The 19562-nt window shown below is 71.0% G+C and carries 19 protein-coding genes; 9 read left to right on the top strand and 10 right to left on the bottom strand.

Annotated elements, in window-relative coordinates:
- Positions 1 to 22: 22 nt before the first annotated feature.
- From G401_RS0131535 to G401_RS0131505, 7 genes are all read left to right on the top strand, one after another.
- The gene (locus tag G401_RS0131535) at positions 23 to 328 is read left to right on the top strand and encodes a hypothetical protein (RefSeq protein WP_027345630.1); all 306 of its coding nucleotides are present in this window, start codon (positions 23 to 25) and stop codon (positions 326 to 328) included.
- 153 nt (positions 329 to 481) lie between these two features.
- A complete protein-coding gene (locus tag G401_RS0131530) occupies positions 482 to 2080 on the top strand; it encodes a RecQ family ATP-dependent DNA helicase (RefSeq protein WP_211240893.1) in 1599 nt (532 codons plus the stop codon).
- Positions 2081 to 2278: 198 nt separating this feature from the next.
- The gene (locus tag G401_RS0131525) at positions 2279 to 3208 is read left to right on the top strand and encodes a ParA family protein (RefSeq protein ID WP_027345628.1); all 930 of its coding nucleotides are present in this window, start codon (positions 2279 to 2281) and stop codon (positions 3206 to 3208) included.
- Between the two features lie 29 nt (positions 3209 to 3237).
- Complete coding sequence (locus tag G401_RS49730) at positions 3238 to 4161, top strand: segregation and condensation protein A (RefSeq protein ID WP_051367412.1); 924 nt, start codon at positions 3238 to 3240, stop codon at positions 4159 to 4161.
- A gap of 50 nt (positions 4162 to 4211) precedes the next feature.
- Positions 4212 to 5624, top strand: a complete 1413-nt coding sequence (gene scpB, locus G401_RS58695; RefSeq protein WP_034593712.1) for an SMC-Scp complex subunit ScpB — start codon at positions 4212 to 4214, stop codon at positions 5622 to 5624.
- The gene (locus G401_RS0131510) at positions 5611 to 6375 is read left to right on the top strand and encodes a pseudouridine synthase (protein WP_027345627.1); all 765 of its coding nucleotides are present in this window, start codon (positions 5611 to 5613) and stop codon (positions 6373 to 6375) included. The genes scpB and G401_RS0131510 overlap by 14 nt, the downstream gene beginning before the upstream one ends.
- Positions 6376 to 6433: 58 nt before the next feature.
- On the top strand, positions 6434 to 6976 hold the full coding sequence (locus tag G401_RS0131505; protein ID WP_245601900.1) for an NUDIX hydrolase: 543 nt from the start codon (positions 6434 to 6436) through the stop codon (positions 6974 to 6976).
- A 170-nt stretch (positions 6977 to 7146) separates the two neighbouring features.
- Here G401_RS0131505 and G401_RS0131500 read toward each other — a convergent pair whose 3' ends face one another.
- Complete coding sequence (locus tag G401_RS0131500) at positions 7147 to 7785, bottom strand: pyridoxamine 5'-phosphate oxidase family protein (RefSeq protein WP_034593711.1); 639 nt, start codon at positions 7783 to 7785, stop codon at positions 7147 to 7149.
- Positions 7786 to 7819: 34 nt separating this feature from the next.
- On the opposite strand from G401_RS0131500, the gene G401_RS0131495 reads away from it, so the two are divergent.
- On the top strand, positions 7820 to 8965 hold the full coding sequence (locus tag G401_RS0131495) for an amidohydrolase family protein (RefSeq protein WP_027345624.1): 1146 nt from the start codon (positions 7820 to 7822) through the stop codon (positions 8963 to 8965).
- Here G401_RS0131495 and G401_RS0131490 read toward each other — a convergent pair.
- The 4 genes from G401_RS0131490 to G401_RS49720 are packed head-to-tail and all read right to left on the bottom strand — an operon-like array spanning position 8941 to position 12523.
- Entirely contained in the window at positions 8941 to 9528 is a 588-nt protein-coding gene (locus tag G401_RS0131490; protein WP_027345623.1) for a GTP-binding protein, read from the bottom strand. The genes G401_RS0131495 and G401_RS0131490 overlap by 25 nt on opposite strands.
- Entirely contained in the window at positions 9509 to 9895 is a 387-nt protein-coding gene (locus tag G401_RS0131485) for a DUF742 domain-containing protein (protein ID WP_027345622.1), read from the bottom strand. Before G401_RS0131485 ends, G401_RS0131490 begins: the two co-directional genes overlap by 20 nt.
- A 10-nt stretch (positions 9896 to 9905) precedes the next feature.
- A complete protein-coding gene (locus G401_RS0131480; RefSeq protein WP_027345621.1) occupies positions 9906 to 10313 on the bottom strand; it encodes a roadblock/LC7 domain-containing protein in 408 nt (135 codons plus the stop codon).
- On the bottom strand, positions 10310 to 12523 hold the full coding sequence (locus G401_RS49720; protein WP_034593710.1) for a sensor histidine kinase: 2214 nt from the start codon (positions 12521 to 12523) through the stop codon (positions 10310 to 10312). The genes G401_RS0131480 and G401_RS49720 overlap by 4 nt, the downstream gene beginning before the upstream one ends.
- A 211-nt stretch (positions 12524 to 12734) precedes the next feature.
- On the opposite strand from G401_RS49720, the gene G401_RS0131470 reads away from it, so the two are divergent.
- The gene (locus G401_RS0131470; protein ID WP_027345620.1) at positions 12735 to 13358 is read left to right on the top strand and encodes a GNAT family N-acetyltransferase; all 624 of its coding nucleotides are present in this window, start codon (positions 12735 to 12737) and stop codon (positions 13356 to 13358) included.
- A gap of 12 nt (positions 13359 to 13370) precedes the next feature.
- Here G401_RS0131470 and G401_RS0131465 read toward each other — a convergent pair whose 3' ends face one another.
- The 5 genes from G401_RS0131465 to G401_RS49705 form a co-directional block, all read right to left on the bottom strand.
- Positions 13371 to 13676 (bottom strand): STAS domain-containing protein, encoded by a 306-nt coding sequence (locus G401_RS0131465; RefSeq protein ID WP_034593709.1) that lies wholly within the window; start codon positions 13674 to 13676, stop codon positions 13371 to 13373.
- Between the two features lie 54 nt (positions 13677 to 13730).
- Positions 13731 to 14165 carry an ATP-binding protein gene (locus G401_RS53585; protein WP_051367410.1) on the bottom strand — a complete coding sequence of 145 codons (435 nt, stop codon included), beginning with the start codon at positions 14163 to 14165 and terminating at the stop codon, positions 13731 to 13733.
- A gap of 85 nt (positions 14166 to 14250) precedes the next feature.
- A complete protein-coding gene (locus tag G401_RS0131455) occupies positions 14251 to 14910 on the bottom strand; it encodes a copper chaperone (protein WP_027345618.1) in 660 nt (219 codons plus the stop codon).
- A gap of 26 nt (positions 14911 to 14936) precedes the next feature.
- On the bottom strand, positions 14937 to 16397 hold the full coding sequence (locus tag G401_RS53580) for a tyrosinase family protein (RefSeq protein WP_051367409.1): 1461 nt from the start codon (positions 16395 to 16397) through the stop codon (positions 14937 to 14939).
- A 114-nt stretch (positions 16398 to 16511) separates the two neighbouring features.
- A complete protein-coding gene (locus tag G401_RS49705) occupies positions 16512 to 19520 on the bottom strand; it encodes a lectin (protein ID WP_064741897.1) in 3009 nt (1002 codons plus the stop codon).
- Between the last annotated feature and the right edge of the window lie 42 nt (positions 19521 to 19562).

Below are 19562 nucleotides of genomic sequence, written 5' to 3'. Positions count from 1 at the left end.
GGGATACGGGAGGAAGATCCCCATGATCGGAAAGTCGCAGCTCGTCCGGCTCGCGCTGGTCAGCGGCCTCGCCGCGGCCGGAGCGGTGGTCGTCACGGCCTCGCCCGCGATGGCCGCCCAGGCCTGCTCGCCGAACGGTACCTACAGCATCTACTGCTACATCAACAACACCGACAACGCCCGGGCCAAGGTGCCCTGCTACAAGCTCTCCAACGACACCCTCGTCAAGTACGTCTACGGGAAGACGGTGACCGTCGGACCGTCCACGGCGGGCCCGTGCCCCCTCGGCACCGATCCCGGGTCGGTCATCGTGGACTACTCCGTCTGATCTTCGAGCCGATCCTCGCGCTGATCCCGGCGCTGATCCTGGCGCTGATCCCGGCGCTGATGCCTGCGGTGGCGGGCTGTGCCGACGCATGGCCCGCCATCCGCGTACGCCGGGAAATGGCTCTTGATCTTGACCTTGATCTACCCTCCTCGGGTGACTGAACTCGACGATGTGGCCCGGAAGATGTTCGGGTGGGACGGCCTGCGGCCGGCGCAGCGGGAAGCGATCGAGCACGTGCTGGCGGGCCGGGACACGCTGGTGGTCTCGCCGACGGGCTCGGGCAAGTCCGCGATCTACCAGGTGCCGGCCCTGATGATCGGCGGACCGACCATTGTGGTCTCCCCGCTCATCGCCCTGCAGCGCGACCAGGTGCGCAACCTCCTGGAGCACGGCGCCGAGGTGGTCAACTCCAGCCGGTCGAAGACGGCCAACAGCGAGGCGTTCGAGTCCGTTCAGTCCGGTTCGACGGAGTTCCTGTTCCTCGCGCCCGAGCAGCTGGCCAAGGAAGAGGTCATCGCGGAGCTGGTGGAGGCGAAGCCGTCGCTGTTCGTCGTGGACGAGGCGCACTGCGTGTCGAGCTGGGGGCACGACTTCCGGCCGGACTACCTGCGGCTCGGCGAGGTCGTGGCGCGGCTCGGCCACCCGACCGTGGTCGCTCTGACGGCGACCGCCTCCCCGCCCGTCCGCGCGGACATCGTCGAGCGGCTCGGCATGCGGGACGCGGTCCAGGTGGTCAAGGGGTTCGACCGGCCGAACATCCGGCTGGAGGTGTCCCGGGAGATCACCGAACGGGAGAAGCGGCGGGAGATCGTCGAGCGCGTGGTCGCGCTGGACCCGCCCGGGCTGGTCTACGTGCAGACCCGCGCCGAGACCGAGGAGTACGCCGAGGCGCTGCGCAAAGCCGGCGAGAACGCGCTCGCGTACCACGCCGGGCTGTCGGCGGCGGAGCGCTCGCAGGTCCACGACACCTTCCTGACCTCCGACGACGTGATCGTCGTGGCGACCTCGGCGTTCGGGATGGGCATCGACAAGCCGGGCGTGCGCTTCGTCCTGCACGCCGAGCCGGCCGAGTCGCTGGACTCGTACTACCAGCAGATCGGGCGGGCCGGCCGGGACGGGCAGCCGGCGACGGCGGTGCTCTACTTCCGGCCCGAGGATCTGCGGCTGCCCCGGTTCTTCTCCTCCGGCACGGTCGACGAGGAGCTGCTGACCAGGATCGGCACCCTCCTCTCCGCCGCCGGCCGCCCGGTACGCATCGACGAGCTCGTCGAGGAGCTCGACCTCAGCCGGGCCCGGGTGACCCGCGCGGCCAACCTGTTCCAGCAGGCCGACGCCCTGGTCTCGGGGGCGGACGGTCTGGAGTGGACGTTCGACGGGCCCGTCCCCGGCGCGGTCGAGGCGGCCGCCGCCGAGGCCGAGCAGACGCGCACCATCGAGCTGACCCGGGTCGAGATGATGCGCGGGTACGCCGAGACCGAGGACTGCCGCCGCGGCTTCCTGCTCGGCTACTTCGGCGAGGATCTGGGCGACACCTGCGGCTCGTGCGACACGTGCGCGGCGGGCACCGCCGAGGAGCGTTCGGGGATCGACACCGGCTTCGCCGTCCAGTCCCGCGTACGCCATCGGCAGTGGGGGCCGGGCATCGTCATGCGGGAGGAGGACGACCGCGTCACGGTGCTGTTCGACGAGGTCGGCTATCGGACGCTGTCACTGAAGGCGATCCGCGCGCGCGATCTCCTGCTGCCCGCCTGACACCGGCGACGGGGGCCCGGCACCGGCAACGACCGGGCCCCGTTAATCTGTGCGTTCGGGCCATGGTGGAGTCCCCACGGCTCTGCATGGCACAACACGCCGTCGGAGCAAGCCGCTGGTATGCGTCCGCGTGGCGTACAGTCAAGCGACGGCGCGTGTTCGTGACACCGCGGATGGCCGTTCGGGGAAGGGCGGGATATGGCTGGCAACGAGCGTTCCGAGGCGTGGTCCTCGACGTTGCGGGCCGAGCCGTCCGTTTTGGACCTCGGTGCTGAACTGGGTCCGGCGGATCCCTCGGCGTACACGACGAGGAAAGACATCCCGGAGCCGATGCCGACGGACCGCCACGGCCCGGCGCGCATCATCTCCATGGCGAACCAGAAGGGCGGCGTCGGCAAGACGACGACCACCATCAACCTGGGCGCCGCGCTCGCCGAGTACGGCCGCAAGGTCCTGCTCGTCGACTTCGACCCGCAGGGCGCCCTCTCGGTCGGCCTCGGCGTCAACCCGCACAACCTCGACCTGTCGATCTACAACCTGCTCATGCAGGACGACGTGTCGATCGACGACGTGCTGATCAAGACCGACGTCGCCAACCTGCACCTGCTGCCGGCCAACATCGACCTGTCGGCCGCCGAGATCCAGCTGGTCAGCGAGGTCGCCCGGGAGATGGCCCTCACCCGGATCCTGCGCAACGTGCGCAAGGAGTACGACTTCATCCTGATCGACTGCCAGCCGTCGCTGGGCCTGCTCGCGATCAACGCGCTGACCGTCAGCCACGGCGTCCTCGTGCCGCTGGAGTGCGAGTTCTTCAGCCTGCGCGGCGTCGCCCTGCTGCTGGACACCATCGACAAGGTCCGCGAGCGCCTCAACTTCGACCTCGAACTCGAAGGCATCCTCGCGACCATGTACGACTCGCGGACGACCCACTGCCGCCAGGTGCTGCAGCGCGTGGTCGAGGCGTTCGGCGACAAGGTCTACCAGACGGTGATCACGAAGACGGTGAAGTTCCCCGAGTCCACCGTGGCCGGGGCGCCTATCACCTCGCTCGACCCGGCCTCGTCCGGGGCGCGCAACTACCGGCAGCTCGCCCGCGAGGTCATCGCGGCGCAGGCCGCCCGCGACTGACCCGCGTCGCGACTGCTAGCTTTCCAGGTATGACCACGCCCGAGACCGACTCCGCGCCGCTCGACGCCGCGCCGGAGCCGCCCGCCTCGGGCCGGTTCAGTGTCAAGCTGGTCAATTTCGAGGGGCCGTTCGACCTGCTCCTGCAGCTGATCGGCAAGCACAAGCTGGATGTCACCGAGGTCGCCCTGCACCGGGTCACCGACGAGTTCATCGCCCACATCCGGGGCATGGGCGACGCCTGGGACCTCGACGAGGCCAGCGAGTTCCTGGTCATCGCGGCCACGCTGCTCGACCTCAAGGCCGCCCGGCTGCTCCCGGCCGCCGCGGTCGAGGACGAGGAGGACCTCGCCCTGCTGGAGGCCCGCGACCTGCTCTTCGCCCGCCTCCTGCAATACCGCGCGTTCAAGCAGGCCGCCGCGCACCTCGCCCAGCTCGCCGAGATCGGCCAGCGCCGCTGGCCGCGCGCCGTCGGCCTGGAACAGCGCTACGCCGACGCCCTGCCCGACCTGGTCCTCGGCATCGGCCCCGACCGGCTCGCGAAGCTCGCGCACAAGGCGTTCAGCCCCAAGCCCGGCCCGCCCACCGTGTCGATCGCGCACATCCACGACGTCAAAGTCAGCGTCCGCGAGCACGCCGAGACGCTGCGCGACCGTCTGCGTACGCTGGGCACGGCCACGTTCCGCTCGCTGGTCTCCGACTGCCAGTCGACCCTCGAGGTGGTCGCCCGCTTCCTCGCCCTCCTGGAGCTCTACCGCGAGGGGGCCATCAGCTTCGACCAGGTCGAAGCACTCGGCGAGCTCACGGTCCGCTGGATCGCCGCCGACGGCGCGGAGGTCGTCCTCGACTTCGACGAGTACGCCGGGAGTGGCGTACCGGACCCGGCGGATCCCCCGGAACCGGGCGAGGACCCCGACGGTGAGCCGGTCGAGGATGCCGAAAGCTTGATTGATTAAGCGTTCGTACGCTGTGATTTCGTCCAGTTCGTGACTGATAGGCTGCCGCAGTGACACAGGATGCCGGTCCTCACCGAGACTCGCTCGCCGACCAGGCGGCGAGCTGGGTTCCGCCATGGCAGCGCGAGGGTGCGGCCCCAGCCGACCCTGCCGAGCCGGTCGACGAGTCGGACTGGGTGCCGTGGGGGGCGGAGCCGGTCGCATCCGAGCAGGAGCCCGAGACCGCCCCAGCGGCCGCTGCCGAGCCGGAGGCTGTAGCCGAGCCGGAAGCCGTTGTCGAGCCGGAAGCCGTTGTCGAGCTGGAGGCTGTAGCCGAGGCGGAGGCCGTTGCTGGAGCGGAAGTCGTCGCTGAAGAGGTAGCCGAAGAGCCCGAAGCGGTCGATGAGCCCGCGGCCGTCGAAGAGCTTGCGGCCGTCGATGAGCCCGAGGCTGTCGAGGTTGTCGAGGTTGTCGAGGACGCCGACTCCGCGGTGACCGCGGAGCCGGAGCCGGTTGCCGCCGAGGTTGATGTCGCCGAGGTGGCAGTCGCCGAAGTGGCAGTCGCCGAAGCCGAGGCCGTCGAAGCCGAAGTCGTCGAGGTGGATGAGCCCGCGGCCGTCGAGCCTGACGACGTCGAACCGGCGGACGTCGAACCGGCGGACGTCGAACCGGTGGACGTTGAAGCGGTGGACGTCGAGGCCGAGGCCGACCAGTCGGCCGACCCTGTGGAGCAGCCCGCCGCCGAGCAGCCTGTCATCGAGCAGCCTGTTACAGAGCAGCCTGTTACAGAGCAGCCTGTTGCCGAGCAGTCCGTCGCCGAGCAGCCTGCCATCGACGGGCTGCCCATTCCCGTGCAGGCCGCCGCCCCCGCGCAGGAGACCCGGCGGACCCGGTCGGCCACGCGGGAGGAGGCCGAGTCCGCCGAGTCGGTCATGCTCGACCCGGACGAGCTGCGCTCCGCGCTCGAAGCCATCCTCATGGTCGTCGACGAGCCGGTCAGCGAGATCCTCCTCGCCCAGGTGCTCGAACAGCCGGCCGAGCAGGTGGTCGACGCCCTGCTGGCCCTTTCCGCCGCCTACACCGCGGAGCGGCGCGGCTTCGAACTGCGCCGGGCGGCCGGCGGATGGCGCTTCTACACCAGGGAAGCGTACGCATCCTATGTGGAACGATTCGTCCTCGACGGCCAGTCCGTCCGGCTGACCCAGGCCGCGCTGGAGACGCTGGCCGTGGTCGCGTACAAGCAGCCGGTGACACGGTCGCGCATCTCGGCCATCCGCGGTGTCAACTGCGACGGCGTCGTGCGTACGCTGATCAGCCGGGGTTTGATCGAAGAGTGTGGCGCGGAGCCGGAGTCCGGCGCCCACCTGTACCGAACGACCGCCCTTTTCTTGGAAAAACTGGGGCTGGAGGGGATCGATCAGCTGCCGCCGCTCGCGCCCTTCCTGCCCGACAACGTCGAGGAGATCGCCGATGCCGAGCGCTGAGACCGAGACCGGCCCCGAGGAACGCCTGCAGAAGGTGTTGGCGGCGGCGGGTGTCGGATCCCGCCGCAAGTGCGAGGAGCTGATCGACGCCCGCCGCGTACGCGTCGACGGCAAGGTCGCCCGCCTCGGGGACAAGGTCGACGCCGAGACCGCCGAGATCTATGTGGACGGTCAGCGGGTGGTGGTCAACAACCGCCTCGTCTACCTCGCGATGAACAAGCCCCGCGGCGTGGTCTCGACGATGTCCGACGAGCGAGACCGGGAGGCCCTGGCCGACTACGTCGGCAACCTCGGCGTACGCGTCTATCACGTCGGCCGGCTGGACCAGGACTCCGAGGGCCTGATCCTGCTCATGAACGACGGATCCCTGGCGCACAAACTGATGCACCCCTCGTACGAGGTCCCGAAGACGTATCTCGCGGAGGTCGCCGGGCCGTTGCCGCGTACGGTCGGCCGGACCCTGCGCGCGGGGATCGACCTGGAGGACGGACCGGCGCGGCTGGACTCGTTCCGGCTGGTGGACGCGATCGGCAACACGGCGCTGGTCGAGGTCGTCCTGCACGAGGGGCGCAAGCACATCGTCCGGCGGATGTTCGAGGAAGTCGGCTTCCCCGTCTCGCGCCTGATCCGCACCGCGATCGGCCCGATCAAGCTCGGCGATCTGCGTACCGGCCGGCACCGCCGACTGAACGCGGGCGAGATCGCCGCCCTGTTCAAGATCACGGATCGGGGGCCGCGTGAGCCGCAGTGACGGTGTGAGTCTTCACGACGACGTGAGCCTTCATGACGACGTGAGCCTTCATGACGACGTGAGCCTTCATGACGACGCTGTGGCGCTGCTGCGCGATTGGCAGCCCCCGGCGCAGGCCGCCGACGACTGGCGCGCGACGCTGAAACTCCTGGCCGCGGGCCCGGACGTGATGTGGCGCGCGCACGACGGCGGTCACGTCACCGCGAGCGCCGTGATCGTCGCGCCGGACCGGCGTCGCGTACTGCTGTGCCTGCACGGCAAGTTCAACGTGTGGGTCCAGGTGGGCGGTCACTGCGAACCCGGCGACGCCACGCTCGCGGCGGCCGCGCTGCGCGAGGCGACGGAGGAGAGCGGCATCGCCGGGCTCACCATCGACCCCGACCCGGTCGACCTCGACATCCACCAGGTCACCTGCGCCGGCCGCGCCTGCCTGCACCACGACGTCATCTTCGCCGTGTACGCGCCGCCCGGTGCGGCCGAGTCCGTCAGCGAGGAATCCCACGCGCTGGGCTGGTTCACGCTGGACGGGTTGCCGTCGCCGCTCGGTACCGACACGGATCGCGTCGCCCGCCACGCGATCGACCGCGCCCGCACCCGCTGACGCACCCCACCGTCTTCCCGCCGCCCCCACCGTCCTCGCCGCCCCGAAGCTCTGCGACGATCTTGCGCGAATGTCTCGAATTTCGTCCGGTTCGCCGGATAGGCCCGAACATTCGTGCAAGATCGTCGGAAAGAGTGGGGAGGGGAGGGGAGCGGAGGGCGGGGGAAGGGTTAGGCGGCGTAGAGCTTCTTGTTGTAGACCTCGGCGCTGTAGTAGGTCTCCAGCTCGGCGAGGCTCATGCCGGTCGGCTGCACGTCGTTCGTGATGCAGGCGTGCGACGGCAGCGCGTCGGGGTGCCACGATTCCGGCTGCCACATCTGCGAGCGCAGGAACGCCTTGCCGCAGTGGAAGAAGATGGTCTCGATGGCGACCTCGAGCGCGAGGATCGGCCGGTGTCCCTTGACGACCATCGCGTCGAAGTAGGGCGCGTCCCGGACGAGGCGGCCGCGGCCGTTGACGCGCAGCGTCTCGTTGCGGCCGGGCACGAAGAAGAGTACGCCGACGTGCGGGTTCGACAGCACGTTGAAGTAGCCGTCCGCGCGGCGGTTGCCGGGGCGCTCGGGGATGGCGATCGTGTGCTCGTCGATGACGTACGTGAACCCGGCCGGATCGCCCTTGGGTGAGGCGTCGCAGTTGCCGTCCGCGTCCGAGGTGGCGATCACGATGAAGGGGCTGGCACCGATCCACTCGCGGTCGCGCTCGTGGAGGGCGGGTCGTTCCTTGGCGGCGGCTCGGGGCATCACCGGCCCGAGAAGCGCACGCAAGTCGGCGGGATCGGTGATCTCTGCTGTCTCCGCGATCTGCGTCATGGGCTCACGGTACTCCAGCCACTACGCTGAATTCATGCCCGTTCTCCGTGGTACGCGCCTCTTCGACGGTCTGTCGATGTCGTCCGGCCCGGACGCGTGGGTCAGGTTCGACGGCGGGACGATCACCGAAACGGGCACGACGCCGGCCCCCGGGGACGCGGTCGACCTGGGCGACGTGACGATCCTGCCCGGCCTGATCGACGCGCACGTCCATCTGGCCTTCGACGCGAGCGACGATCCGGTCGGCCGGCTGTCCCAGGTGGACGACGACGAACTCCTCGAGAGCATGAAGGCGGCGGCGCGGCGCGCGCTGCGGGCCGGCATCACCGTCGTGCGGGACCTCGGCGACCGGTCGTACCTGGCCGTGCGGCTGAAAGGCGTACTCCCGGACGGGCCTGAGATCCTCGCGGCCGGACCGCCGATCACGGTGACCCGGGGGCACTGCTGGTATCTGGGCGGTGAGGCCGACGGCGTCGAGGGGGTACGCGCGGCCGTGCGGGCGCACGCGGAGCGGGGCGTCGACGTGATCAAGGTGATGGCCACGGGCGGCGAGCTGACCGCCGGTACGCACGGCGCGAACCCGTCGTACGGACTGCCCGAGTTGCGGGCGGCGGTCGAGGAGGCGCGGGCCGCGGGGTTGCCGATCACCGGTCACGCGCACGGGACGGAGGGGATCCGGCGGCTGGCGGCGGCGGGGTTCGACATGGTCGAGCACTGCACGTTCATGACGGCCGACGGCGGCGCGGAGTCCGACGACGACGTGATCGCGGCGCTGCTGGACGCCGGCATGGTGGTGTCGGGGACGCTCGGGGTGGTCAGCGAGCCGGGTCCGCGCGCGGCCGAGCTGTATCCGCAGGTGGTGGAGGTGTTCCGGCGGCTGCGGGCGGCCGGGGTGCCGATCGTGTGCAGCAGCGACGCGGGGATCAACGCCAACAAGCCGCACGACCTGCTGCCGTACAGCGCGCAGATGATGGTGGAGCTCAACGGTTTCCCGGAGCTGGAGGTGCTGCGGGCGATCACGTCGCTGCCCGCGGACGCCTGCCGGATCGGCGACCGCAAGGGGCGGATCGCGCCGGGCTACGACGCCGATCTGCTGGTGGTGGCGGGCGACCCGGGTGCGGACATCCGGGCGCTGCGCGAGGTCGTGGCGGTGTATCAGGCCGGCCGCCCGGTCGGCTGACTCTGCAGCAGCACGTGCCGGACCAAGGTGATGAGCACCGCCTTGCTCGACTCCCGCCGGCGCGCGTCGCACAGCAGGACCGGTATCCCCGCGTCGAGGCCGAGCGCGAGGCGTACCTCCTCGGGTTCGTAGATCTTGCCGTCGTGGAAGCAGTTGACGGCCACGACGAAGGGCGTACGCCGGGCCTCGAAGTAGTCGATGACGGTGAACGAGTCGCCGAGCCGGCGCGTGTCGGCCATGACCACCGCGCCGAGCGCCCCGACGGCCAGCTCGTCCCAGAGGAACGAGAACCGTTCCTGGCCGGGCGTGCCGAACAGGTAGAGGACGAGATCCTCGCGGATCGTGATGCGGCCGAAGTCCATCGCGACCGTGGTGGTGGTCTTCGACTCCACACCGGACAGATCGTCGACGCCGACCCCGGCGTCGGTCAGGATCTCCTCGGTACGCAGCGGCCCGATCTCGCTGACCGCGCCGACCAGGGTCGTCTTGCCGACCCCGAAGTGCCCGGCGATGAGGATCTTGACTGCCGTCGGCAGGACGGGGTCAGAGCGCTTGGAGCCCATGCATGACCGCCTCGAGTATCTGGTGGGCCGGGCGGGCGTCGAGGGCCGGCGACCGGCTGGCGATGAAATTCTGATCGATCAGGTCGGACAGCAGCACCTTGACCGTGCCGGCCGGCAGGTCCAGATGCGCCGAGATCTCGGCGACCGACATCGGGTCGTGGCAGAACCGCAGGATGCGTACCGCTTCGGGGTTGAGCTCCGGGCCGGCCCGCTCGGCGGCGCGCGTACCGGAACCGGTCGCGATCACGATCGAGATCAGGTCCAGCTCGGCGTGGGTGGGCCGGGTCCGGCCGGAGATCATCGCGTACGGTCGCACGACGGGCCCGGCCTCACCGTCCAGCCAGGCGTCGCGCCCCAGGTCAGTCATGTCTTCCCCGTCAGGCGTGCGACAGCCGGGCCGGGGTGGTGAGGTACTGGCCGACCCGGACCACGAGCATCTCGATCTCGTACGCGGCCACGCCGATGTCGATCGCGCTGGAGCACACCACGGCGAGGCAGGCACCGTTGCCGGCCGCCGTGATGAACAGGAAGCCGCTGCCGAACTCGATCATGGTCCGGCGTACGGTGCTGCCGGCGAAGTGCCGTCCGGCGCCCCGGGCGAGGCTGTTCATGCCCGCCGCCGCGGCCGCCAGGTGCTCGGCCTCGTCCCGGTCCAGCCCGTCGGACGAGGCGAGCAGCAGCCCGTCGGCGGACAGGACGATGGCGTGGCGGGCATCGGCGACCCGGCGTACCAGGTCGTCCATGAGCCAGGCGAGGTCGATGACGGCCATGCTGTTCTCGGTCATGCTGGTCCCTCGGTACTCGGGCCGGCCTGCTCGGCGTGAGCGCGGCCGGAATGTGCGGCGGACAGGTACGCGGACAGCAGCCGCGCCACATCGTCGGGCGTACGCGCGTCCTCGGGTTCCGGTTCGGCGGACAACCGCGGTGCGGGCACGTTCCGGCGTACGCGCATGGGCAGGCCGCCCGGCGTGTACGCGGCCGGCTCGGCGGCGATCGGGCCGGACCCGATCGCGACCGGTTCGGCCTCGGCCGGCCAGGGGCTGGCCGGCAGCTCGGGCAGCGTCGGCTCGTCGGGGTCGGCCGGTGCCGTCAGCAGCTCGAGCGGCACCAGCACGCTCGCCGTGACCCCCTGGTACGCCGAGCCCTGCAGCCGGACCCTCACGTCGTGCCGCCGGGCGAGCCGGCCGACGACGTAGAACCCGAGCCGGGTGGTGCTCGACAGGTTGAGCTCCGGCGGGTCGGCGATCTGCCGGTTGGCGTCGGCCAGCGCCTCGTCGGTCATCCCCAGGCCCCGGTCCTCGATCTGCACGAGGTAGCCGGTGCGCAGGGGAGTGCCGATGACCACGACCGGCGTACGCGGCGGGGAGAAGCTGACCGCGTTCTCCAGCAGTTCGGCGATCAGGTGGGTGAGGTCGCCGACCGCCCGGCCGCTCAGCGCGGCCGGTTCGATCGCGTGCAGCTGGATGCGGGGATAGTCCTCGACCTCGGCCAGCGCGGCCCGGATGACGTCCACCATCGGCACGGCCGTACGCCATCCGCGGCCGGCCGACGCGCCCGACAGCACGATCAGGTTCTCGGCGTTGCGCCGCATCCGGGTCGCCAGGTGGTCGATCCGGTAGAGGTCGGCCAGCTCCTCGTCGGTGGCGGCCCGCCGCTCCATCGCGTCGATGATCTTCAGCTGCCGGTGGACGAGTCCCTGGATCCGGTGGGCCAGGTTGAGGAAGATGTCCCGGACGCCCCGGCGCAGTTCGGCCTGGTCGACGGTGGCCTGGATGGCGGTCTGGCGTACAGCGTCGAACGCGGCGGCCACCTCGCCGATGTCGTCGGCCCCGAACGCGATGCGGGGCGCGGCGCTGTCCACGTCGACCTGCTCGCCCAGCCGCAGCCGGTCCACCACCTTCGGCAGCCGCTCGTGGGCGAGGTCGAGGGCGGCCACCCGCAGCGCCGACAGCTGGTCCTGCAGCGAGCGCAGCGCCCGGATGGTGAACCGGATCGAGAAGATCACCGCCACCAGGCCGAGGCCGGCGGCGAGCGCGAGGCGTACCAGGACCCAGATCGCCTTCGGCGCGAGCTGCCCGACGAGCAGGTCGCCCAGCCCGTACGCGAGCTGCCGGTGCGCCTCGATCGCCCGCCGGGTCGTGTCGCGCCACGCGTCGGCGGTCACCTGCGGGGCCGGTCCGGGCTCCGCCCGCATCACGAGTTCCTCGATCGTCACCAGGTCCGTCATGGACTGTCCGGTGAGGACGGCGGCGTACCGGGCGCGCTGCTCGGCGTTCATCCGGTCGGAGGCCGTGCCGGCCAGGTTACGCTGGGCGCCCACCAGCCGGGTGAACTCCGCGCGATCGGCGGCGGTCAGCCGCCGGCTGCCGAGCACGGCCGCGAGGAGGGCGTCCTCCTGCGAGATCATCTCCTGGCTCTGGGTGATCAGCTGGATCGTCGAGGTCTGGAAGATGACGTCGTTGTCGTCCCAGAGCGTGAAGGTGTCGTAGACCGACCAGCCGATCCGCAGCAGGTCCGTGAAGTATCCGGTGGCCTCGGCGCGCCCGACCCGGCCGGCGTCCACGGCGAAGCGCTCGGCCGGCAGGCTCTCGAAGCCGCGCAGCAGGTCGCCCAGGCGGGCCTGGCCCTCGGCCGTCTCGGCCAGCCGGTTGAGCCGGTCCACCACCACGGCCCGCAGTTCGGCGGCCTTCTGGTCGGTGTCGCGCCGGGCCGCGCCGAGCTGGTCCTTCTGGGCCGCCAGCGCGGCGGCGCCGGCCGCGGTCTCGGGCGCGGAGGCGCCGGCCAGGGCGATGTACGCGGCCGACGCGCGGCGCTCGTTCTGCAGCGCGTTCAGCGCCGCCTCGGTGGGCTTCGCGACCTGGTTCTCCAGCGTGGCGAACAGGACCACGCGCAGCCCCTGCCCGATGGTCACGTACGCCGCGAACGTCCACAGGGCGATGAGCGACACGAGCACGGCAATGATCTTGGTACGCAGACGTGCGGGACGACCGGTCATGACATCCGCTCAGCTCGCAGGGGCTTCGGGTACCCCACGGGTACATACGGGACTCTCAGAAGAGATCCACAGGCGTGAACCTCGGCATGAGGTTTCTAGCAGCCGTCCGCGCCCGCGATGTCGCACACCGTGTGCGAGGGCGGGACGGAACCGGCCGTTGGGTGACACTCCGCGATCCATGCCCCGCCGGCCGCCGCGCTATCGTGCGCAGATGGATCTCTCAGCCGTGATCTCCGCGGTCGAGCGCGGCGAACGCGTACCGGCCGGGTCGGCGTACCAGGTGGTGGCGCAGGCGGGGCGGCACCCGGCGGTCACCGCCTTCACCGGCGTCAACGTGATCGCGGCCGACGTCGACCCGGACTGGGTGGCCGCGCGGCTGCCGGGCGACGACCTGTCCGCGCCGCTCAACCCGCCGTTCCTCGGCGAGCTGGAGCAGCGGCTGGGTCTGCGGGTCAACAACGTCGACCTCGTGCTGCTGGCCGAGTACCAGCCCGGACCGCCGCCGCTGCACCTCGTCGAGGTCACCGGCTCCGATCACCCGCGCGTACGCCGGGCCCATCAGTACCGCGACGACGTCCGGGTCTGGCGGACGGCCGCGGAGACCGGCGTACTCGTGCTGGGCCGCGGGCTCGCCGGCCGGTGGGAGATCGCCGTCGAGGTCGCGCCGCACGCCCAGGGCCGCGGCCTCGGGCGTACCCTGGCGCTGGTCGCACGGCATCTGGTGCCCGAGGAGCGGCCGCTGTGGGCGCAGATCGCGCCCGGGAACGCGGCCTCGGTGCGCGCCTTCCTGGCGGCGGGCTACGAGCCGGTCGGCGCCGAGGCGCTCCTGGTCTGAGGGGCGGGCCGGCTAGAGGTCCGGATCGCTGAGCTCGGTGAGCACGCCGCAGACCCGCAGGACGCTCTCGACCAGGCCGCGCGGATGCACGATGTACAGGGGGACCCCCTGCTCCCGCAGCCTCAGGCGGGCCTCGATGAGGGCGTTGACGCCCGAGGAGTCGCAGTAGGCCAGGTCGGCGAGGTCGACCTCGACCCGCTGGGCGGGCAGGGCCGCCGCGACCGCCGCGCGCAGATCGTCGTCCGCGCCCAGGTCCAGCTCCCCGGTGAGGATGATGCGGGCGCGATCAGGCTCGCGGGACACCTCGACGGTGAGCATGCCAACCCCCTCTGCGACCGGCGGGAAGATCTTCTACCCGACCCCGTTCGCAGGTTAAACACCCGCGGGCGCCGCGTCGATGACCGCCGTCACCGTCGTGCCGAGCGGGCTCGAGTCGATGGTCAGGCGATCGCTGAACACGCGGACCACCCACAGGCCGCGTCCGTGCGGGTCGGTGGCGTTCGGCGGCGCCCACCCCGCCCGGTACGGGTTCGGCATGCCCCCGCCATGGTCGGACACCTGACAGAACAGGCGCCCGTCGCGCAGGCTCACGCGTACCCGGCCTTCGCCGCCGGCGTGCACGATCACGTTCGCCACCAGCTCCGTCGCCACCAGCGCCAGCACCGTCGTCACCCGCGGTGACAGGTTCCACTCCTGTGCCTGCTCCGCCAGCCGGGCCCGCAGCACGGTCAGGCCGTCACGGGCGAAAACCCCCGTCACGACCAGCTGGTCCGGCCGCGTGTCAGGCTCGAAATCCACGCCGGGCACGCCTCCTCCTCACCTCGCTCCGATCGCCGGTCCGCCTACCCGGGGCCGGTGTACGCGAAACGCGGTATTCGTCACAAGTCCGGACTCACCCGAAGACGGCGATCGCGGTGGCGGCCGCGCTGAACAGTACGACAGCCGAGCCCACCAGCCGGCGGCCGGCCGTCGTCCGCTCCTCGGCGTACATGAGCACGGCGGCGGCGGCCATGGCGGCCAGCGGCACGGCGACGATCCCCATCAGCAGCATGAGCGGCCAGCAGGACACGACGCACCGGCGGCCCTGCCGCAGGCCGAAGCGTACGCAGGCGGCGTCGGCCCGGCGGCCCGCCGGCGGCAGCGGCACGGTACGCGCGCACGCCAGCACCGCCCGCCGCTTCGCCCGGGTCACCTGCCAGGCGGCGGCGACACCGAGCCCGGCGACCGCGACCGTCCGCTCCGGCACGTCCGCGGTCACCAGCCCCACGAGGTACGCGATCCCGCCCAGCCCCAGCCACACGGCCAGGTACGCGGCCAGGTAGACGCCGCTGGCCCACTGGCGGCGTACCCGGATGCTGTTCGCGTACACGTGGCGGACGGCCGGCAGGTTCGGCGGGACGGCCATGGCGACGCACATCAGGGTCCAGTGCACCGGATCGAAGCCGTGGTGGTGGACAGGGCCGAGGGCATGGCCGAGGGTCGTGGCGGCGAGCCCGGCCCACGCCGCCACGACACCTCCGGCGATCCACCACTGTGGATACCGCTGGATCATCTCGGCCTCCCGTGAACCGCCGCCGGTCAGGCGGCGGTCTCGCTCTCGACGGCGAACAGGCTGATCCGGCCCAGCGTGATCGGTTCGAGGCCGAGCTCCTCCAGGCCGGCCGCCCGCGCGCCGGGCACCGGGGCCGGCGCCACGGGGACGACCGTGACGGTCAGCTCGTCGGGATCCCACCGGCCGTCGGCCTCCAGCGTGGTGACGATCGCCGACACGTCGAACGTGTGCCGTAGCCCGGGCACGCCCTCGTGATCGCGGTCGGGGTCGTTCATCAGCTCGATGCCGAACAGGCTGAACGTCCCCACGTACGCGTCGTTGAGCAGCAGGTCGTAGACGACACCGGGATTCTGCGCGGCCTCGATGTCGTCGACCGCCAGGTACGCCGCGCTGATCGGGTCGGCGAGCCGCTGGACCCGCGTACGCGTGCTGCCCGGCACGACCAGTGCGGCGGTGACCGGGCCGGCCAGGGTGACCGGCTGATCGGTCGCGGCCACCAGTTCCTCGTCCGGCGCCATGCGCATCACTCTAGGCGCCGGTGCGGTGACGGCGGCCGGAGTCTGGTCGTCGTAGCGGTAGTTCAGCTGGCTCACGGTGTCGAGGATGTCGGCGACGGTCAGGTTGACGAGCGCGCCGTGCTCGTCAACGAAGGTGAACCTCTGGTTCAGCCACCGCGCGTCGGTCGGGTCGCTGCGCCCGCCGCCCTGGGCCAGCCACGTCACCCAGAGCCGGTCGATGTTCGCGTGGTGCAGCCAGAAGATCGGGTCGAGCGCGGCGCACCGCGGGTCGGTCATCAGGCCGATGCGGCAGTCCGTCGCCCCGCGTGGCCGCGGCCCGCCGACGACGGTGTGGATGATGTTGTGCGGCTGCTGCTCCAGCTGCCCGGCCGAGCGGGCGAACCGGACGGGAAGCGACACGTCCCCGCCGAACGAGAGCGGTCCGCGGCCGACGAACGCCGTCGTGAGCATCGCCGCGGCGCTGGACGTGTCCTGCGGGCGCAGCTGGGCACCGCCGGCGATACCGGCCGACCGGCCGCCGGGCGCCAGCATGAGCGGGTTCGCCGAACCGTCGGGCAGGGCCGGCGTACGGAACGCGAGCGGCAGCGTGTTCGCCGGCGCCGGCTGGTCGTAGTTCCAGTACGGCAGCGCGAAGTCGGCCGGTCCGCCGTGGGCGTCGACGTTCGCACGGACGATCCGCTCGAAGAAGTACAGGTACATCCGGTGCCACGCCAGGAAGAACCACGTTCCGTGCTGGCACTGGTTCATCAGGGGACCGGTCACGAAGGCGGAGTGGATCGCGCCCTGGTAGCTCCAGCTCCGCGGGTCGGTCGCCGGCCGTGCCTGCATGACCTGCACGGCCTTCGCGTACGCGAGGACGGTCGGGTCCCAGTCCGCGCCGGGCATGAGCCCCCAGACGTCGCGGCGGACACGGACCTGGTCCTCCTGGCTGTTGCCGTCGTAGTGGTCGGACTGCGCTGCGCTCGTCATGGGCCCCTCCGTGGTCGGACCGGTGCACCGGCCGGACGACCGGTACACCGGGTCAGAGGCGTGCCCGAGTGCCCTGGATACACCCCGAGATGGGGCGTATCCAGGGAAGATGCGCTAGCTGGGTATGGTCCACTGCTGGGCGGTCGTGCCGTTGCAGTCGTAGATCTGCAGCTGCGTGCCGTCCGTCGTGGAGCTGCCCGGGTCGTCGAGGCAGCGGCCTGACTGCGGGTTGGTCAGCGCCTTGGTCGTGGCGTTGTAGGTCCACTTCTGGGCGCCGGAGCCGTTGCACTGGTACAGCTGCACCTTGGTCCCGTTGGCCGTGCCGCTGCCGGTGACGTCCATGCACTTGCCGAAGACCTGCAGCGTGCCGCCGGCGGTGACGGTCCAGGCCTGGGCGACCGTGCCGTTGCACGTCCAGATCTGGATCTTGTTGCCGTTGGCGGTGCCGCTGTGGTCGTCGTCGACGCACTTGCCGGCGAGGCCCGAGGCGATGGGTCCGGGGGCCGGGATCGTCCACTGCTGGTTCGTGCCGCCGTTGCAGTCGTAGATGACCAGCTGGGCGCCGCTGGTCGAGCCGCCCGGGTCGTCCAGGCAGCGGCCTGACTGCGGGTTGGTCAGCGCCTTGGTGGTGGCGCTGTAGGTGAACTTCTGGGCGCCGGAGCCGTTGCAGGTCCACAGCTGCACGAGCGTGTTGTTGGCCGTGCCGCTGTGGTCGACGTCGAGGCACTTGCCGAGCACCTGGAGACTCCCGTCGCCGGGTACGGTGACCCGCTGGGCGTTGGTGCCGTTGCAGCTGTAGACCTGGACCTTGGCGCCGTCGGCGGTGCTGCTGTTGGCGACGTCCAGGCAGTAGCCGGCGATCCCGGACTTCAGCGCGCCGGTCGGGCCCTCGCCGCCGTACGGGGGCTGGGCACCGCCGTCACCGTCGTACGAGGGCGGGGCCGCCGAGGCGCCCGTCGCCCAGCCGGTGTTGGCCGTCGTGCCGAGCGTGAAGGCCAGCGTCCCGCCACCGGTGACGAACGACGGCGGCAGGTACGCGTTGTTCCACGCCGCCCCGTTGAGCGTCGCGCTCTGGACGTAGGGGGCGTTGTCGGCGGCCTGCGGCGCGCTGATGGAGATGGTGCCGCCCCCGCCGAGGGCGATGGAGATCGAGGTGAACATCGGGCTGCCGAGCGCGAGGTCGGCGGTGCCGGGGGTCTCCGGGAAGAAGCCCAGCGCCGAGAAGACGTACCAGGCGCTCATGGTGCCCAGGTCGTCGTTGCCGACCCCCCAGTTGGCCGGGCTGTTCGGCCAGAGCTGGTCCTGGACCTGGCGGACGACCTGCTGCGTCTTCCACGGCTGGCCGACGTAGTCGTACTGCCAGGGCAGCTCGACCGACGGCTCGTTGCCGAGGTCCGCGTGCGAGCCGCCGGAGCCGTGGAAGTCGGCCAGCACGTTGTTCAGATACGTCTGGTACGCCGCGTTGCCGCCCTTCGCGGCGGCCAGCCCGGCCACGTTGAACGGCACCATGCCGGTGTACTGCCACGAGGTGCCCTCGACGAAGTCCGTGCCGCTCGTCGCGCTGAAGCCGCCCTTCCAGGCGCCGCCGGCGAGCTTCGGCTGCATGAAGCCGCTGCCGCTGTTGAACATGTTGCGCCAGGCCTGGGCCCGGTTGCGGAACTGGGACTGCGTCGTGGTGTCCCCGAGTGCCCCCGCGTACGCGGACACGGCGAAGTCGGCCGTGTTGTACTCCAGGGCCGTCGAGACCGAGCCGTAGAAGTTGCAGCAGCCGTACGCGCCGTCCGAGGGCAGGTAGCCGCTGTTGGACAGGTAGTCCAGGCCGGGCCGGGTGTTGTTGGCGACCGTGCCGGAGTGGATCATCGCGGCCTTCGCGGCGGCGGTGTCGAACGCGCGGGCGCCGAACGCGTAGTAGTCGGCGATGATGGCCGAGCCGGGGTCGCCCACCATCACGTAGGTCTCGCCGTTGTTCTGCGTCCACTTCGGAATCGTGCCGCTCTGCGCGTAGTCGTTGATCATCGACTGCGCCGAGTCGCTGGCCTGCTGCGGTGCCACCAGGGCCATCAGCTGCGCCTGAGCGCGGTAGATGTCCCAGCCGGAGTAGTTCGCGTACTGGGCCTGCTGCCCGGCGGCCAGGGTGTGGACCTGGTTGTCGAAACCGAGGTACTGGCCGTTGCTGTCGCTCTCCACGTTCGGGTGCAGCAGCGCGTGGTAGAGCGAGGTGTAGAAGACGACCTGCTGGTTGGTCGTACCGCCGCTGATCTGGATCTTGCCGAGCTGGTTGTTCCAGGCGGTGTGGGCGGCCGACTGGGTCGAGGCGAAGTTCCAGTTCGGGTTCTCCGCCGTCCGGTTCGCCGCGGCGTTGGCCGTCGACACGTACGACAGGCCGACCTTGGCCTGCACGACCGGGCTGGAGGTGGTGTTGAAGGTGACCGAACCGCCGCCGGTGAAGGTGCCGCTGCTGGCGAACGCCCGGTCGAACAGGACGTCGAAGTAGAGCGTGTAGGTCGCCGACGCGCCGCAGAAGTGTCCACCCACGACGGTCCCGCTGACCTCCGTGCTGTTCACCACGGTGAACGAGGTCGCACCGGTGTTGTCCCCGCTGGACAGCTTGAAGACCAGGTTCGCCTGGGTGGTCGACGGGAACGTGAACCTGCCCATGCCGCTGCGCTGCGTGGCGGTCAGTTCGGTGGTGACCCCGTTGCCGAGCGCGACCTTGTAGTAGCCGGCGTTCGCCGACTCGTTGGCGTGGCTGAACGAGGAGGTCGCCGTGCTGCTGACGGCACCGGTCGTCGGCATGATCGGGATGTCGCTGGCGCCGCCGTTGCAGCCGGGGCCGCTCATGTGCGTCAGGGAGAAGCCGGTGATGGTCGAATCCGCGTACGCGTATCCGCCGCCGTCCGGACGCGAGTTGGTGTCGGGGCTCCACTGGACCATGCCGAACGGCACGTCCGCGCCGGGGAACGTGTTGCCGCCGTTGCTGGTGCCGAGGAACGGGTTGACGACGGATGCCGGATCGGCGACGGCCGCCTGAGCTGGGGACGGTAGCCCGGCGACGGTCAGCCACAGGCCCGCCGCCAGGGCGGACGCCAGTGTGGACAGACGCCGGAGGGGTGAGGTAGCCATGGCGCACCTTTTCGTGGGAGGGTGTGCTCGACAGCGCGTGAC

It is taken from the genome of Hamadaea tsunoensis DSM 44101, assembly GCF_000428945.1.
GTDB classification, from domain to species: Bacteria; Actinomycetota; Actinomycetes; order Mycobacteriales; family Micromonosporaceae; genus Hamadaea; species Hamadaea tsunoensis.
The sequence above is the reverse complement of the archived record's forward strand: the minus strand, read 5'-3'. Positions and strand labels throughout refer to the sequence as shown.

What these genes read in the sequence shown, in the direction of transcription:
- G401_RS0131500 (WP_034593711.1), bottom strand. Translation starts at nt 7,785, where the DNA reads ATGACGCAGATCGCGGAGACAGCAGAGATCACCGATCCCGCCGACTTG.
- G401_RS0131490 (WP_027345623.1), bottom strand. Translation starts at nt 9,528, where the DNA reads ATGGGCTCCAAGCGCTCTGACCCCGTCCTGCCGACGGCAGTCAAGATC.
- G401_RS49730 (WP_051367412.1), top strand. Translation starts at nt 3,238, where the DNA reads ATGACCACGCCCGAGACCGACTCCGCGCCGCTCGACGCCGCGCCGGAG.
- G401_RS0131485 (WP_027345622.1), bottom strand. Translation starts at nt 9,895, where the DNA reads ATGACTGACCTGGGGCGCGACGCCTGGCTGGACGGTGAGGCCGGGCCC.
- G401_RS0131510 (WP_027345627.1), top strand. Translation starts at nt 5,611, where the DNA reads ATGCCGAGCGCTGAGACCGAGACCGGCCCCGAGGAACGCCTGCAGAAG.
- G401_RS0131455 (WP_027345618.1), bottom strand. Translation starts at nt 14,910, where the DNA reads ATGATCCAGCGGTATCCACAGTGGTGGATCGCCGGAGGTGTCGTGGCG.
- G401_RS49705 (WP_064741897.1), bottom strand. Translation starts at nt 19,520, where the DNA reads ATGGCTACCTCACCCCTCCGGCGTCTGTCCACACTGGCGTCCGCCCTG.
- G401_RS0131470 (WP_027345620.1), top strand. Translation starts at nt 12,735, where the DNA reads ATGGATCTCTCAGCCGTGATCTCCGCGGTCGAGCGCGGCGAACGCGTA.
- G401_RS0131535 (WP_027345630.1), top strand. Translation starts at nt 23, where the DNA reads ATGATCGGAAAGTCGCAGCTCGTCCGGCTCGCGCTGGTCAGCGGCCTC.
- G401_RS0131465 (WP_034593709.1), bottom strand. Translation starts at nt 13,676, where the DNA reads ATGCTCACCGTCGAGGTGTCCCGCGAGCCTGATCGCGCCCGCATCATC.
- G401_RS53580 (WP_051367409.1), bottom strand. Translation starts at nt 16,397, where the DNA reads ATGACGAGCGCAGCGCAGTCCGACCACTACGACGGCAACAGCCAGGAG.
- G401_RS0131495 (WP_027345624.1), top strand. Translation starts at nt 7,820, where the DNA reads ATGCCCGTTCTCCGTGGTACGCGCCTCTTCGACGGTCTGTCGATGTCG.
- G401_RS0131480 (WP_027345621.1), bottom strand. Translation starts at nt 10,313, where the DNA reads ATGACCGAGAACAGCATGGCCGTCATCGACCTCGCCTGGCTCATGGAC.
- G401_RS49720 (WP_034593710.1), bottom strand. Translation starts at nt 12,523, where the DNA reads ATGACCGGTCGTCCCGCACGTCTGCGTACCAAGATCATTGCCGTGCTC.
- G401_RS0131525 (WP_027345628.1), top strand. Translation starts at nt 2,279, where the DNA reads ATGGCTGGCAACGAGCGTTCCGAGGCGTGGTCCTCGACGTTGCGGGCC.